Here is a 15686-nt window from a genome sequence, read left to right as displayed (position 1 = left end):
GCGATTTCTTCAATAGAACGAAGCGGCACGGCGACCCCGAAACCGCTTCATCCACACCTGGTATCAAGGAGATGCTATGCAACACACAATGAAACAGCTGGCAGGCGCAGCTCTGGTTGCCGCAATGTCGCTGGCGGGGACAGCCAACGCTCAATCGACGGAAGACGTGAAGATCGGTTTCGCCGGTCCGATGACGGGTGCGCAGGCGCACTACGGCAAAGACTTCCAGAACGGCATCACACTCGCGGTCGAAGAGTTCAACGCGACCAAGCCGGTGATCGGCGGCAAGCAGGTTCGCATCGTGCTCGACTCCGCCGACGACCAGGCCGACCCGCGCACCGGCACGACGGTTGCGCAGAAGCTCGTGGATGACGGCATCAAGGGCATGCTCGGCCACTTCAACTCGGGCACGACGATCCCGGCTTCGCGCATCTACGCGAACGCGGGCATTCCGCAGATCGCGATGGCGACCGCGCCGGAATACACGCAGCAGGGCTTCAAGACCACCTTCCGCATGATGACGTCGGACACGCAGCAAGGCTCGGTGGCCGGCGCGTTCGCGGTGAAGAACCTCGGCATGAAGAAGATTGCGATCGTCGACGATCGCACCGCTTACGGCCAGGGTCTGGCCGATCAGTTCGAGAAGGCGGCGAAGGCGGCGGGCGCGACGATCGTCGATCGTGAATATACGAACGACAAGGCCGTTGACTTCAAGTCGATCCTGACCAAGCTGAAGTCGACCAACCCGGACCTGATCTACTACGGCGGCGCGGACTCGCAAGCAGCACCGATGGTCAAGCAGATGAAGCAGCTCGGCGTGAAGGCGCCGCTGATGGGCGGCGAAATGGTCCACACGCCGACCTTCATCAAGCTCGCGGGCGACGCGGCGAACGGCACGGTGGCTTCGCTCGCCGGTCTGCCGCTCGACGAAATGCCGGGCGGCAAGGCCTACGTCGAGAAGTACAAGAAGCGCTTCAACGAAGACGTGCAGACGTACTCGCCGTACGCCTACGACGGCGCGATGGCGATGTTCGCCGCGATGAAGAGCGCGAACTCGACCGATCCGGCGAAGTACCTGCCGGTGCTCGCGAAGACCTCGATGCCGGCCGTGACGTCGGCCAACCTCGCATACGACGAACGCGGCGATCTGAAGAACGGCGGCATCACGCTGTACAAGGTCGTCGACGGCAAGTGGACGACGCTGCAAAGCGTAGGCGGCAAGTAAGTTTTTTGCCGGCTGCGGTTGATGGTGAAAAAACCCCGCTTCGGCGGGGTTTTTTATTGGCTATGCGGTCGAGGTGCTTTTAGAGTGTGCAGCCGTTCATTCCCCCCGCATCTTCCTCCCCTGCTCACGAATCATCTCCAGCGTCGCCGCAGGCGTGCTCGCCTCCTGCGGCATGCGAATCTCGATCACCGCCGGCAACTGCGATTCGATCGCGCGTTGCAATGCCGGCAGAAAATCTTCGGTACGCTCGACGGTCTCGCCATGCGCGCCGAACGAGCGCGCGAATGCCGCGAAGTCCGGGTTCGTGAGGCCGGTGCCATGCACGCGATGCGGATAGTGCCGCTCCTGATGCATGCGGATCGTGCCGAAGTGGCTGTTGTTGACGACGATGAACAGCACGCGCAGGTCGTACTGCATCGCCGTCGCGAGTTCCTGGGCCGCCATCATGAAGCAGCCGTCGCCGGCGAGCGCGACCACCGCGCGTTGCGGATACAGCGACTTCGCCGCGAGCGCCGCCGGCACGCCGTAGCCCATCGCGCCGCTCGTCGGCGCAAGCTGCGAGCGGAAGTGCCGATACGAGAAATGCCGATGCAGCCACGTCGCGTAATTGCCGGCGCCGTTCGTGAGGATCGCGTCGTCGGGCAGGTGCGCGCGTAATTGCTGGATCACTTCGCCCATCTGCACGTCGCCGGGAATCGGCCGCGGCTTGCGCCATTCCAGATACGCGCGATGCGCTTCCGCGGCGGCGCCCGCCCAGGCGGGCGTGCCGGACGACGACGGCTTCAGCTCCGCCAGCATCGTGGCCAGCTCGGGCATGCCGGACACGATCGGCAGATCGGCCGCATACACACGCCCGAGTTCTTCTGCGCCCTGATGCACGTGCACGAGCGTCTGCTTCGTCTTCGGAATGTCGAGCAGCGTGTAGCCGTTCGTGGTGGCTTCGCCGAGACGCGGACCGAGCGCGAGCAGCACGTCGGCGTCGCGGATGCGCTGCGCGAGCGCCGGATTGATGCCGAGGCCGACGTCGCCCGCATAGTTCGGATGCTCGTTGTCGAAGGTGTCCTGGAAGCGGAACGCGAGGCCGATCGGCAACTGCCAGTTTTCGATGAAGCGGCGCAGGTCCGCGCAGGCGGCCGGCGTCCAGCCGCTGCCGCCCGCGATCACCATCGGCCGTTGCGCGCCGTCGAGCAACTGGCGCAGCTTCTCCATCTGCGCGGCGGACGGCGACGCCGCCACGCGCTGATAAGCGGGCGCGCCGGGCACCGCGTCGCATGCCTCGCTCAACACGTCTTCGGGCAACGACAGCACGACCGGTCCCGGCCGGCCCGAGGTGGCCGTGTGAAACGCGTGGCTCAGGTATTCGGGAATGCGCTTCGGGTCGTCGATCTGCGCGACCCACTTCGCCATCTGGCCGAACATGCGCCGATAGTCGATCTCCTGGAACGCCTCGCGTTCGAGATGCTCGCGCGCGCACTGGCCGATCAGCAGGATCATCGGCGTCGAGTCCTGAAACGCCGTGTGCACGCCGATCGATGCATGCGTCGCGCCCGGCCCGCGCGTAACGAGCGCGACACCGGGCCGGCCGGTCAGCTTGCCGACCGCTTCGGCCATGTTCGCGGCGGCCGCCTCGTGACGGCAGACGACCGTCTGGATGCGCGCGGTTTCGTCGTGCAGCGAATCGAGCACGGCGAGGAAGCTTTCGCCGGGCACGCAGAATACGCGTTCGACGCCATGCGTGAGCAACGCATCGACGACGAGACGCGCGCCGGTCGTGCGCGCGAGGGGGGAAACGGAAACGTTGGAAGCGGGAGCATTCGGCAGCGACATGGCGAGGAAGCCTCCTGGCAGTGCGTGAGCGCAATGGGATGAGGCCGCACCGACGCAATGTGCGAGCGCAGCCGATGGGCGGTTCGACAGCTTACGCCGGGCACGTGTGCGCTGTCACGGCACGGCGGGAACGCGGCAGGCGCCGCCGCGTTCAGCACTCGACGATATTTACCGCCAGGCCGCCGCGCGACGTTTCCTTGTACTTGGTCTTCATGTCCGCGCCGGTTTCGCGCATCGTCTTGATGACCGAATCGAGCGACACGTAGTGGCTGCCGTCGCCGCGCAACGCCATGCGCGCCGCATTGACGGCTTTCACCGACGCCATCGCATTGCGCTCGATGCACGGAATCTGCACCATGCCGCCGACCGGATCGCAGGTGAGCCCGAGGTTGTGTTCCATGCCGATTTCGGCCGCATTCTCGACCTGCTGCGGCGTGCCGCCCATCACCGCGGCGAGCGCGCCGGCCGCCATCGAGCAGGCCACGCCCACTTCGCCCTGGCAGCCCACTTCAGCGCCCGAGATCGACGCGTTGAGCTTGTAGAGAATGCCGATCGCGGCAGCCGTCATCAGGAAGTCGATCACGCCCTGCTCGTTCGCGTTCGGCATGAAGCGCGTGTAGTAATGCAGCACGGCCGGGATGATGCCGGCCGCGCCGTTGGTCGGCGCGGTGACGACGCGCCCGCCCGCGGCGTTTTCCTCGTTGACGGCGATCGCATAGAGGTTGATCCAGTCGACCATCGAGAGCGGATCCTGCAACGCGCGTTCGGGATGGCCCGTCAGCGCGCGATACAGCTGCGGCGCGCGCCGCTTCACCTGGAACGGACCGGGCAGATGACCGTCGGCATCGGGATTGTTGATGCCGCAGCCGCGTGCGACGCATGCCTGCATCACGTCCCAGATTTTCAGCAGGCCCGCGCGCGTTTCTTCTTCGGTGTACCAGGCGCGCTCGTTTTCCCGCATCAGTTGCGCGATGCTCTTGCCGCTCGACGCGCACAGCGCGAGCAACTCGTTGGCGGTGCGGAACGAATACGGCAATTGATCGACGGCGCTCAGCACCTTCGTGTTCGGCGCGCCGGCCGTCACCACGAAGCCGCCGCCGACCGACAGATAAGTCGATTCGCGCAGCGTCGCGCCTTGCGCGTCGAATGCGTGCAGTTTCAGGCCGTTCGGATGCTCGGGCAGCGCCTGACGATAGAACGCGATGTGCTCCTTCAGCACGAACGGCACGTCATGCGTGCCGAGCAGCGCGAGCTTGCGCGACACGCGCACCGCTTCGAGCCGCTGCGTGATCGTTTCCGGATCGACGGTGTCGGGCGCATCGCCCATCAGGCCGAGCATGACGCCGCGATCGGTGCCGTGCCCTTTGCCGGTCGCGCCGAGCGAGCCGTACAGCTCGGCTTTCACCGACGCGGTGGCGTCGAGCAGCCCGTCGCGCTCGAGTCCCTGGACGAACATCAGCGCCGCGCGCATCGGCCCGACGGTGTGCGAGCTGGACGGACCAATGCCGATTTTGAAGAGATCGAAGACGCTGACTGCCATGTACTGCTCCTGCTGCGTAGATAAATAGTTTAGCGCGCCGGCAGCGGCAAACACACGGCGAGCCACGCGGGCGGCGTCGGTGCGAGCTGCAGCGCGATGGGCGTAAAGCGCCCGTCGAGACGCGCCGCCAGGTGAAACAGTTCCGTCGCGCTTTTCGGGTCCCATGGGCCCGCGTAGCCGGGCAAGCCGGCCTCGCGACGTTTCGTGTCGAACGGAATGTTCGAATGCACGAATTCCTCATGCGTCTGGGTGCCCATGGCGAACGGCACGAGCCAGTTCAGCGCGGCGAGCAGCGTCGCGCCGTTCGCGCCCTTCTCCTGCAGCCAGTTGCGGTTGTGGCGGCGCGCGGCGAGCGCGGCCGTCACGAGCGGTTGCAGATCGTAGGCCACGTAGCGCAGCGCGTCGCGCTCGCCGAAATCGATCGTCGAGCCGTCCGGCGCGACGTTGTCGCCGATATGCTCGACGAACAGCCGTTGCGCGGCGTTGATCATCTTGCGATTGTCGAGCGTGAACGCGGCCATCGCGATCAGCTTGATGCGGTGGCTCTGCCAATTGTTGCGGAACGTGCCCGTAAGCGGCCGCGGCTGCGCGTCGATCTGCGCGATGTAGCCGCTCGCGAGTTTCGTCAGGAAGGCCATTGCCGCGTTGCGGGTTTTGACGGGCAGCGCGCTCGCGGTCATGTCGTACGCGAGGATCAGCCCTTCGAAATGCGTCTCGTCGATCGGATTGAAGCTCGGCTGATAGGTCGTGACCCAGGCATAGAGCAGACGGTCGACGAGCTTGAGGAAGCGGTCGTCGCTGGTTGCGCGCCACGCCAGCGCGGCGTCGCGCAGCAGGTCGAGGTCCTGTTCCGCTTCGACGCTCTGATCGTAGATGCCCTCGTGCGGCAACGTGCCCTCGGTGTGCAGTTTCGCGAGCGCATGCGGCTGCTCGTTCAGATGCGCCTGCACATTGCTGACGAGTGCCTTGACGCCGGGATCGGCATGGGTGCGCTCGCTGGTTTGCAGCGCGGGCGCCGCGCAGAAATTCATCGCGGCCTGTGCCTCGCGCAGCGGCAGCAGTGCGGCCGCGCCGGCCAGCAGCATGACGTAGGCGGCCCGCCACGAACGGGCGGCGGCGGCCCGGCTTTGCATCGATCGCACCTTTCGCGCCATGCGGAACTCCTCGTTAGGCTGATTCGGTGTGTGATGTTAGCCGTTTGCGGCCCTCAACGACAGGACTGCGCGTGGGCCGCGCCGCGTCCGCTCATGGACGCCGATGCCGACGCCGAGCAGGCTTCACCGCGTCGCGCCGCCTGCTCGCGCGTGCTATGCGCACGGCAGGCGGTGGGCGCGCGACTTACTCGTAATCCGCGATCGGCACGCACGAGCAGAACAGGTTGCGGTCGCCGTACACGTTGTCCGCGCGGCCGACCGGCGGCCAGTACTTCTTCGCGATCAGCGTCTTCAGCGGATAGGCAGCGGTTTCGCGCGCATACGCATGCTTCCAGTCGTCGGCGATCACGACCGCCGCCGTGTGCGGCGCGTGTTTGAGCGGATTGTCCTCGCGGTCCGAACGGCCTTCCTCGACCGCGCGGATTTCCTCGCGGATCGCGATCATCGCCTCGATGAAGCGATCGAGCTCTTCCTTCGACTCCGACTCGGTCGGCTCGACCATCAGCGTGCCCGGCACCGGGAAGCTCATGGTCGGCGCGTGGAAGCCGTAGTCGGCGAGGCGCTTGGCGACGTCGTCGACGGTGATGCCGCTCGTGTCCTTGATGGGACGCAGATCGAGAATGCACTCGTGCGCGACGAGGCCGCCGGGGCCCGAGTACAGCACCGGATAGTGCGGCGCGAGTTTGTTGGCGACATAGTTCGCGTTGAGGATCGCGGTTTCGGTCGCGGCGGTCAGGTTTTTCGCGCCCATCATCGCGATGTACATCCACGAGATCGGCAGGATCGAGGCCGAGCCGTACGGCGCGCCCGACACCGCGCCGATGCCTTGCGGCGCGCGTTCGTAACCGGAGGCAGTCTGGTTCGGCAGGAACTGCGCGAGGTGCGCGCCGACCGCGACCGGGCCGACGCCCGGACCGCCGCCGCCGTGCGGAATGCAGAAGGTCTTGTGCAGGTTCAGGTGCGAGACGTCGCCGCCGAACTGACCCGGCGCGCACAGGCCGACCATCGCGTTCATGTTCGCGCCGTCCACGTACACCTGGCCGCCGTGCGCATGCACGATCTCGCAGATTTCGCGCACGTTCGCCTCGAACACGCCGTGCGTCGACGGATACGTAATCATGATCGCGGCGAGCTTGTCGGCGTGCTGCGCGGCTTTCTTCTTCAGGTCTTCGATATCGACGTTGCCCTGCGCGTCGCATGCCACGACCACGACCTGCATGCCGGCCATCTGCGCCGACGCCGGGTTCGTGCCGTGCGCCGAGGCGGGAATCAGGCAGACGTTGCGATGCGCTTCGCCGCGCGACGCGTGATATGCGTGGATGATGAGCAGACCCGCGTACTCGCCTTGCGAGCCCGCGTTCGGCTGCAGCGACACGGCCGCATAACCGGTGGCTGCGACCAGCATCTGTTCGAGCTGATCGATCATCTCGCGGTAGCCGACGGTTTGCTCGGCCGGCGCGAACGGGTGAATCTGACCGAACTCGGGCCACGTGACCGGCAGCATTTCCGAGGTCGCATTGAGCTTCATCGTGCAGGAGCCGAGCGGGATCATCGAGCGGTCGAGCGCGAGGTCCTTGTCCGACAGGCTGCGCAGATAGCGCAGCATTTCCGTTTCCGAATGATGACGGTTGAACACGTGGTGCGTGAGGTACGCGCTCGTGCGTTCGAGCGCGGCCGGCACCGACGCGGTGTTCGCCGCGGTCAGCGTCGAGTCGAGCGCGTCGACTTGCGGCACGTCCTTCGCTCCTGCGGCCTGCGCGAACACCGCGAGCAGATCGGCGAGATCGCCGCGCGTGGTGGTTTCGTCGACGGACACGCCGACTTGCGTGTCGCTGACGCGGCGCAGGTTGATGCGCTGCGCCTTCGCGGCGTCGTGCAGCGCTTGCGTGCGCGCGCCGCTGTTGAACGTGAGCGTGTCGAAGAAGGTCTCGTTCGCGAGCGTGTAGCCGAGTTGCTGCGCGCCTGCGGCGAGCAGCGCGGCGACGCGGTTCACGCGCAGCGCGATCGTCTTCAGGCCGCGCGGGCCGTGATAGACCGCATACATGCTCGCCATGATCGCGAGCAGCGCCTGCGCGGTACACACGTTCGAGGTCGCCTTCTCGCGGCGGATGTGCTGTTCGCGCGTTTGCAGCGCGAGACGCAGCGCGGGATTGCCTTGCGCGTCCACGGTCACGCCGACGAGGCGCCCCGGCATCTGCCGCTTGAATTCGTCGCGCACTGCGAGGTACGCGGCATGCGGGCCGCCGAAGCCGACCGGCACGCCGAAACGCTGCGTGTTGCCGACCGCCACGTCCGCGCCCCATTCGCCCGGCGGCGTGAGCAGCGTCAGCGCGAGCAGGTCGGCGGCGGCGACCACATGGCCGCCCGTCGCGTGGATCGCTTCGGTCAGCGCGCGGTAGTCGCGCACGTCGCCGTTCACGCCCGGGTATTGCAGCAGCACGCCGAATGCGTTCGCATTCGCGGCTTCGGCGGCCGGGCCCACCTTTACTTCGATGCCGACCGGCGTCGCGCGCGTTTTCACGACTTCGATGGTTTGCGGCAGCACGTCGTCGGCGACGAAGAACACGTTCGACTTCGGCTTGCCGACGCGTTGCAGCAGCGTCATCGCTTCGGCGGCGGCGGTCGCTTCGTCGAGCAGCGAGGCGTTCGAGATCGCGAGGCCGGTCAGGTCGGTGACCATCTGCTGGAAGTTCAGCAGCGCTTCCAGACGGCCTTGGGAAATTTCAGGCTGATACGGCGTGTACGCGGTGTACCACGCCGGATTTTCGAGCACGTTGCGCAGGATCACCGTCGGCGTATGGGCGTTGTAATAGCCCTGGCCGATGTAGGAGCGGAACACCTGGTTCCTGTCCGCGAGCTCGCGCAGTGCGGCGAGCGCCTCGGCTTCGCTCTTGGGCTGCGCGAAGGGGCCGAGCGGCAGCGCTTCGGTGCGGCGGATCGTCTGCGGGATGACGGCGTCGATCAATGCCGCGCGCGACGCGAAGCCGAGTGCTTCGAGCATCGCTTGCTGGTCGGCCGCATCCGGGCCGATATGCCGTTCGGCGAAGGCGTCGTGCACTTCGAGTGCGGCAAGCGAGAGAGGAGTGCGGTTCATCAGACGATCCGGGTGTTCGAGCTTCATGGGTGTTCCTGGTGGCGCGGCGCACGCCGTGTTGCGTGCGCCGCGCCGGACGGTTAAAACGGACTGCGAGTCAGGCGCCGATCGACTTCGCGTAGGCGTCGGCGTCGATCAGGCGGTCGAGTGCCGCGCCGTCGGCCGGCTTGATCTTGAAGAGCCAGCTGTCGTACGGCGCGCTGTTGACCGAGTCGGGCGAGTCGGCGACGGCCGTGTTCGCTTCGATGATCTCGCCCGCGACCGGCAAGTAGATGTCGGAAGCGGCCTTCACCGATTCGATGACGGCGACGGTGTCGCCGGCGTTCAAGCTTTTGCCCAGTTCCTGGACTTCGAAGAAGACGATGTCGCCGAGCGCTTCCTGCGCGTGGTCGGTGATGCCGACCGTCAGCGTGCCGTCCGCTTCGGTGCGGACCCATTCGTGCGATTCGGTGTATTTCAGATCGGCCGGGATGCTCATCGGATGCTCCTATGCGTGTGTTCGGTAGTGACTTGAATGGGGGGCGTGCGCCGGCTGCTTAAACCGCCAGCACCTTGCCGTTGCGCACGAATGGCAGTTTTACCACGCTTGCGGGGCAGGCTTTGTCGCGAATCTGGACCTGCACGGTGTCGCCCGGCTGCACGCCTTGCGGCACACGCGCGAAGGCGATCGATTCCTGCATGGTCGGGGAAAACGTGCCGCTCGTGATTTCGCCTTCGCCGTGCGGCGTGACGACTTTCTGATGCGCGCGCAGCACGCCCGCGGCCTTGCCGTTTTCCTTCAGCAGGATCAGGCCGACGAACGCGGCGCGCGAGCCGTCGGCTTCGAGCCGGCTCTTGCCGACGAAGTCGCGCGGCGCGGCGAGGTCGACGGTCCAGGCGAGGCCGGCGTCGAGCGGCGAGACGGTGTCGTCCATGTCCTGACCGTACAGGTTCATGCCGGCTTCGAGGCGCAGCGTGTCGCGCGCGCCGAGACCGGCCGGGCGTACGCCCTGGGCGGCGAGCGCATTCCACAGCGCTTCGACGTGCGCGGCCGGCACGATGATCTCGAAGCCGTCTTCGCCGGTGTAGCCGGTGCGCGCGACGGTCAGTTCGCCGAACGGCGTGCCGTCGACGCGCGCGGCGTTGAACGGCTTCAGCGCTTCGGCGGCGGCGCGCGCGGCCGGCACGGTTTGCCAGGTTTTTTCGCGCGCGTTCGGGCCTTGCACCGCGACGATCGCGAGGTCGCGGCGCGGCGTGATGGCGAGGCCGAAGCCGCCTTCGGCATTGAGCTGGCCGAACCAGGCGAGGTCTTTGTCTGCGGTGCCGGCGTTGACGACCACGCGGAAGTGGTCTTCGCCGAAGTAATAGACGATCAGATCGTCGATCACGCCGCCTTGCGGGTTCAGCATGCAGGAGTAGAGCGCACGGCCCGGCGTTTGCAGCTTCGCGACGTTGTTCGCGAGTGCGTATTCGAAGAACGCGCGCACGCGTTCGCCGGTGAAGTCGACCACGCACATGTGGGAGACGTCGAACATGCCGGCGTCGGTGCGCACCGCGCGATGTTCCTCGATCTGCGAGCCGTAGTTGACGGGCATGTCCCAGCCGCCGAAGTCGACCATGCGGGCGTTGAGCGCGCGGTGAGCGGCGTGGAGCGGGGTGTGTTTGAGTTCGGTCATGGGGCCTCGGGCGTCTCGCGAAACAAAAAAGGCCATGCGGCGCAACGCCTCGCGGCCGTGTGCCTGCGAGCGTGATCCTGCATGACCCCTCTGTCCTCGATACCTGAGAGATTGCGCTGCCGCGGCCGGCTCGATGAGCCCGATTCGTCACGGTGAAACGCGCGCCCCTTCGGTGGGCAGCCTGCCTGCTGTGCACGATGTGCGACGCGGATGGCTACTGCCGCTCTCCAGAGTGCGAAAAAACCGCCGGAAGGCGGGTTTTTTCGACGCGGTCGGTCCTTTTGCCTGAGAGTTTGCGGGTGTGCCCCTTCGGCGGCGCGGCCTGCGATTTTTCGCTTGCCGGCGCGCTCTCCCGACGCGTGCGGCGAATTTACGCGACGGGCCGGGGCTTGTCAAATCAAGGCTCGTGACCGTGATGGCGACTGCGGCGGCGGCTTCGCGGCTACCGGTTCATGACCGGTAGCCGGCGGCAGGTAACGGGCAGGCGACCGGCGCTGGCCCGGTTTGCCCGGCTGGCTGCCGGCGGCGCCTTCTCGCGTTTATTCGCCGATCGCGTGCGCTGCGTTGTCCAGCTCCTGATTCAACACACGCTGCTCGTCGGCGGACAAACCGCCGCCATGTTGCGCGGCCATGTCGTGCGCTTCCTGGCGGATCGTGTCCAGACGATGATGCAGCGCGCCACCTTGCGGCGGCGGGTAGTAGCCCTGGTTCACGTGGGCGTCGATCCGGTGCGAGAGATTGTCGATCCGGCCATCGACCTGACGCAGGCGTTGATCCGCGATCTGCTGCGGGCTAGGACCAGGGTGCGGCGCGGGCGGAGGCGGCACCACGCAGGCGGCGAGGGAACTGAGCAGGGCGCATGCGGCCAGGGCTCGGATGGTACGAGGCATGGATTCTCCGTAGGTCGTTGTCGTGATTTGGGTGCTACTCCGCTAGCAACGGATGATGGCGGGTGCTCGCTGACCAGCCGGCGGGCAAATTTGTAACGTTATGTTCCTTTCTGGACTGTCAGCGAAGCCCGATCCGACGGGCTTCGCGACCTGATCCGCCGCGCCGTTTTTGGTACACAAAACGGTGCGGCGCGCAGCCGGGCGCGTCAGCGCACGCGCTCGAACGGCAAGCGCACGCCCTGTTCGGAGCTGCGTTCCGCCAGTTCGACGAGCGTCATGACGTCGACCGCGTCCTGTGCGCTGACCGGGAACGCCACGCCGTTCTGGATCGCGTCGGCGAGCGCAATATAGAAGCCCACGTATTCGCCGTTGCGGGTCGGCCATTCGCGCTCGACTTCCTGGTCGCCTTCCAGCACGCGCAGCACGCCGGGCGTATTGCCGGCGCCGAAGCCTTCGTCGCCGGGACGCAGCCCCGCCTTCAGCTGATCTTCCTGCGTGTCGAGACAGTACTTCACGTAACTGCCGCGCGTTCCGTGGATGGCAAAGCGCGGGCCCGGCAGCGAGGTCAGCGCGCTCGCGTGCAGCACGACTTCGAACTCGCCGTAGCCGAGCTGGATATGCACGTAGTCGGGCGCGCTCGCGGCGTCGCGATGCGTGCGCACGGTCGCCGAGACCGTCTGCGGCGCGCCGAACAGCGCGAGCGCCTGGTCGATCAGATGCGGGCCGAGATCGAACAGCAGGCCGCCGCCGCGCGTGACGTCTTCGCGCCAGCGCTGACGCACGCCCGGGCGGAAGCGGTCGAAATGCGATTCGTACTGCGTGACGCGGCCCAGTTCCACGCGCGCGAGCAGATCGCGCACGGTCAGGAAGTCGCCGTCCCAACGGCGGTTGTGAAAGGGCGCGAACAGCTTGCCGCGCGCGAGCGCGATATTGGCGAGCGTGTGGGCGTCGGCGGCGGACAGCGTGACCGGCTTGTCGACCACCACGTGCTTGCCGGCTTCTAGCGTGCGGCGCGCGAGGTCGAAGTGCGTGTCGTTGGGCGTCGCGATCACCACGCAGTCGATTTCGTCGAGCGCGAGCAGCGCGTCGAGGTCCGCGACGATCTTCGCGTGCGGATAGTCGGCCCGCGCGCGCTCGGGCTGCCCGGTCGCGATGGCGGCGACGCTCGCGCGCCCGCAATGTTCGATCACCGGCGCGTGAAACGTTGCGCCGGCGAAGCCGTAGCCCATCAATCCAATCTTCAGCGATGCGGACATGCGTGTCTTCCTGCAAAAACGGCGCGCCGCTTTGCCACCGCGGCGATGGCGCGCAACGTCCTCATTGTGGCATTTGTCGGATGGACTGGGGAGCCGCGGCGAGATTGCCGCGGCGGCGCGCGGTGGTAGTTCGCGAAGGCATCGATCGCGGATAACTGTCGTGGATAACCGTCGGGTCAACCGTCGGGTCAACCGTCGGGTCAACCGTCGGGTCAACCGTGTTAACATCGCTGCTCTCGCGCGAAGCGCGCCGCGCAGGACGCCGGTTGCAGACGGCGGCGCGGCACCGCGCAGCATCTCCTGGGTCCTTCGGCCGGCGTCTCGCGCCGCGGCGATCTCGACAGCCCTCAACCGTATTACCCATCCACAGACGATGTCCGCAGGCCTGAACCCCGCCCAAAGTGAAGCGGTCCGTTATCTCGACGGCCCCTGTCTCGTGCTCGCTGGCGCGGGCAGCGGCAAGACGCGCGTGATTACGCAGAAAATCGCGCACCTGATCGAAGCGAAGGGCTTCGAGCCGCGCCACATCGCGGCCGTCACGTTCACGAACAAGGCGGCGGCGGAAATGCGCGAGCGCGTCGGCAAGCTGCTCGAAGGCAAGACGTTGACCACGCCCGGCAAGGAAGGCCGCAAGGTGCCCGTGAACCAGCTGACGGTGTGTACCTTCCACTCGCTCGGCGTGCAGATTCTGCGGCAGGAAGCGGAGCACGTCGGCCTGAAGCCGCAGTTCTCGATCATGGATTCCGACGACTGCTTCGGTATGATCCAGGAGCAGGTCGGCTCGACGGACAAGGGCTTCATCCGCAAGATCCAGTCGATCATCTCGTTGTGGAAGAACGGCCTCATCATGCCCGAGCAGGCGATCGCGACGGCCTCGACCGAGGACGAGCATCAGGCGGCGATCGTCTATCGCAACTACGTGGCGACGCTGCACGCGTACCAGGCGGTCGATTTCGACGATCTGATCCGCCTGCCCGCCGAACTGTTCGCGAACAACGAGCCGGTGCGCGACCGCTGGCAGAACAAGCTGCGCTATCTGCTGATCGACGAGTATCAGGACACCAACGCGTGCCAGTACGAACTGGTGAAGCTGCTGGCCGGCAAGCGCGCGGCGTTCACGGCGGTCGGCGACGACGATCAGGCGATCTACGGCTGGCGCGGCGCGACCCTCGAAAACCTCGGCCAGCTCGGCAAGGATTTCCCGAACCTGCATCTGATCAAGCTCGAGCAGAACTACCGTTCGACGGTGCGCATCCTGACCGCCGCGAACAACGTGATCGCGAACAACCCGAAGCTGTTCGAGAAGAAGCTGTGGTCCGAGCACGGCATGGGCGACACGATCACCGTGACGGGCTGCAACGACGAGGAGCACGAGGCGGAGTCGGTGGTGTTTCGCCTGTCCGCGCACAAGTTCGAGCGGCGCACGAATTTCCGCGACTACGCGATCCTCTATCGCGGCAACTTCCAGGCGCGCATCTTCGAGCAGGTGCTGCGCCGCGAGCGGATTCCGTACGTGCTGTCGGGCGGCCAGTCGTTCTTCGACAAGGCCGAGATCAAGGACATCTGCGCGTACCTGCGCCTGATCGCCAACGCGAACGATGACCCTGCGTTCATCCGCGCGATCACGACGCCGCGCCGCGGCGTCGGCAATACGACGCTCGAAGCGCTTGGCGCGTTCGCGGGGCAGGCGAAGGTGTCGCTGTTCGAGGCGGTTTATATGGGCGGCATCGAGGCGCGCCTGTCGCCGCGCCAGATCGAGCCGATGCGCGCGTTCTGCGACTTCATGCAGCGCCTGACCGAGCGCGCGGAAAAGGACGCGGCGGGCACGCTGCTCGACGAACTGATGGAGGCGATCCATTACGAGGCGTATCTGTACGACGCGTTCGACGAACGCCAGGCGCAGGCGAAGTGGCAGAACGTGCTCGAATTCATGGAGTGGCTCAAGCGCAAGGGCACGAAGGAAGAACCCGGGCACGGCAGCGAGAGCCAGGCGACCGGCTACGACAGCGCCGACGGCTTTGGCGACACCGGCAAGAACCTGCTCGGCCTGATCCAGACGGTCGCGCTGATGTCGATGCTCGAAGGCCGCGAGGAAGATCCCGATGCGGTGCGCCTGTCGACCGTGCATGCGTCGAAGGGGCTCGAGTATCCGCATGTGTTTCTGGTCGGCGTCGAGGAAGGCATCATGCCGCATCGCGGCGGCCCCGACGACGAACCGATCGACGACGCGCGCATCGAGGAAGAACGCCGCCTGATGTACGTCGCGATCACGCGCGCGCAGCGCAGCCTGCATCTGAACTGGTGCAAGAAGCGCAAGCGGGCGAGAGAGACGATCGTCTGCGAGCCGTCGCGCTTTATCAACGAAATGCTGCTCGACGATGCGCCGCCGCCGACGCCCGAGGAAGCGCCGATGTCGCCGAAGGATCGGCTCGCGAGTTTGAAGGCGTTGTTGCAGAAGGCTTGAGCGGGTGTTGGCGGTGTGGTCCGCTGCCTGCTGCTTCGGCGATTGCGCGGCTTTTCAGGCGATGGCGCCGGATGCGTGTGAGTTACTCCGCGTGCCTTCGTTATTGGTGGTTTTCCGGGGCGGCTCGTGTCGGAACGCTCAGCACATAAAAAGTCCCTGCCGTGCGTTACCGCAAGGCAGGGATTTTTCGTTTCGCGGCTTGTGTATGCCGCCAGCGGCGCGCTTTGCCAGGCGCTTACTTCGCCGCGCTGACCATATAGTCCACGGCGGCTTTCACGTCCGCGTCCGACGCGTTCGAGCCGCCCTTCGGCGGCATCGCGCCCTTGCCGTGCAGCGCGTAGTTGTAGACGGTGTCCATCGGGTCCTTGAGACGCGGCGCCCACGCTTCCTTGTCGCCGAATTTCGGTGCGTTCAGCACGCCGGCTGCGTGACAGGCCTGGCAAACGGCCTGATACAGCGCCTTGCCGGCCTGCGAGGCGTCCGCGCTTTGCGCGCCGCCCGCTGCCGGGGCGGGCGTTTGCGGCACGTTGGCCATTGCCGCCATGGCCGCGGCGGCCTGGGCCGCGCCCGCATCCGAAGCG

At 66.4% G+C, this 15686-nt stretch carries 11 protein-coding genes and 2 riboswitches; of the genes, 2 read left to right on the top strand and 9 right to left on the bottom strand.

Going from position 1 to position 15686, the window contains the following annotated elements; genetic code table 11:
• The first annotated feature begins 76 nt into the window (after positions 1–76).
• Positions 77–1225 (top strand): branched-chain amino acid ABC transporter substrate-binding protein, encoded by a 1149-nt coding sequence (locus G3N58_RS22770; RefSeq protein WP_206000288.1) that lies wholly within the window; start codon positions 77–79, stop codon positions 1223–1225.
• A 96-nt stretch (positions 1226–1321) separates the two neighbouring features.
• Here the strand turns inward: G3N58_RS22770 and G3N58_RS22765 are convergent, their stop codons facing one another.
• From G3N58_RS22765 to G3N58_RS22730, 8 genes are all read right to left on the bottom strand, one after another.
• Positions 1322–3052, bottom strand: a complete 1731-nt coding sequence (locus G3N58_RS22765; RefSeq protein ID WP_206000287.1) for a thiamine pyrophosphate-binding protein — start codon at positions 3050–3052, stop codon at positions 1322–1324.
• A 151-nt stretch (positions 3053–3203) separates the two neighbouring features.
• The gene (locus G3N58_RS22760; protein ID WP_206000286.1) at positions 3204–4592 is read right to left on the bottom strand and encodes an L-serine ammonia-lyase; all 1389 of its coding nucleotides are present in this window, start codon (positions 4590–4592) and stop codon (positions 3204–3206) included.
• A 29-nt stretch (positions 4593–4621) separates the two neighbouring features.
• Positions 4622–5746 (bottom strand): alginate lyase family protein, encoded by a 1125-nt coding sequence (locus tag G3N58_RS22755; protein ID WP_167049028.1) that lies wholly within the window; start codon positions 5744–5746, stop codon positions 4622–4624.
• A 184-nt stretch (positions 5747–5930) separates the two neighbouring features.
• Positions 5931–8867: an aminomethyl-transferring glycine dehydrogenase gene (gene gcvP, locus G3N58_RS22750; protein ID WP_206000285.1), complete on the bottom strand. Its 2937-nt coding sequence runs from the start codon at positions 8865–8867 to the stop codon at positions 5931–5933.
• A gap of 70 nt (positions 8868–8937) precedes the next feature.
• Positions 8938–9318 (bottom strand): glycine cleavage system protein GcvH, encoded by a 381-nt coding sequence (gcvH, locus tag G3N58_RS22745; RefSeq protein ID WP_167049024.1) that lies wholly within the window; start codon positions 9316–9318, stop codon positions 8938–8940.
• 58 nt (positions 9319–9376) lie between these two features.
• Positions 9377–10495 carry a glycine cleavage system aminomethyltransferase GcvT gene (gene gcvT / locus G3N58_RS22740; protein ID WP_206000284.1) on the bottom strand — a complete coding sequence of 373 codons (1119 nt, stop codon included), beginning with the start codon at positions 10493–10495 and terminating at the stop codon, positions 9377–9379.
• A gap of 80 nt (positions 10496–10575) precedes the next feature.
• Positions 10576–10736: riboswitch (glycine riboswitch) on the bottom strand.
• A 21-nt stretch (positions 10737–10757) separates the two neighbouring features.
• Positions 10758–10860: riboswitch (glycine riboswitch) on the bottom strand.
• A gap of 174 nt (positions 10861–11034) precedes the next feature.
• On the bottom strand, positions 11035–11385 hold the full coding sequence (locus G3N58_RS22735; RefSeq protein ID WP_167049020.1) for a hypothetical protein: 351 nt from the start codon (positions 11383–11385) through the stop codon (positions 11035–11037).
• Between the two features lie 206 nt (positions 11386–11591).
• Positions 11592–12641, bottom strand: a complete 1050-nt coding sequence (locus G3N58_RS22730) for an oxidoreductase (protein WP_167284393.1) — start codon at positions 12639–12641, stop codon at positions 11592–11594.
• 373 nt (positions 12642–13014) lie between these two features.
• On the opposite strand from G3N58_RS22730, the gene G3N58_RS22725 reads away from it, so the two are divergent.
• Positions 13015–15105, top strand: a complete 2091-nt coding sequence (locus G3N58_RS22725; RefSeq protein ID WP_167049016.1) for a UvrD-helicase domain-containing protein — start codon at positions 13015–13017, stop codon at positions 15103–15105.
• A gap of 235 nt (positions 15106–15340) precedes the next feature.
• On the opposite strand, the gene G3N58_RS22720 is transcribed toward G3N58_RS22725, so the two are convergent.
• Positions 15341–15686, bottom strand: a 346-nt coding sequence (locus G3N58_RS22720) for a c-type cytochrome (RefSeq protein WP_206000283.1), incomplete at its 5' end; no start/stop codon positions are given.

Source organism: Paraburkholderia sp. Ac-20342 (genome assembly GCF_017104985.1).
GTDB lineage: Bacteria > Pseudomonadota > Gammaproteobacteria > Burkholderiales > Burkholderiaceae > Paraburkholderia.
This window is presented reverse-complemented; position numbering and strand designations above follow the sequence as displayed.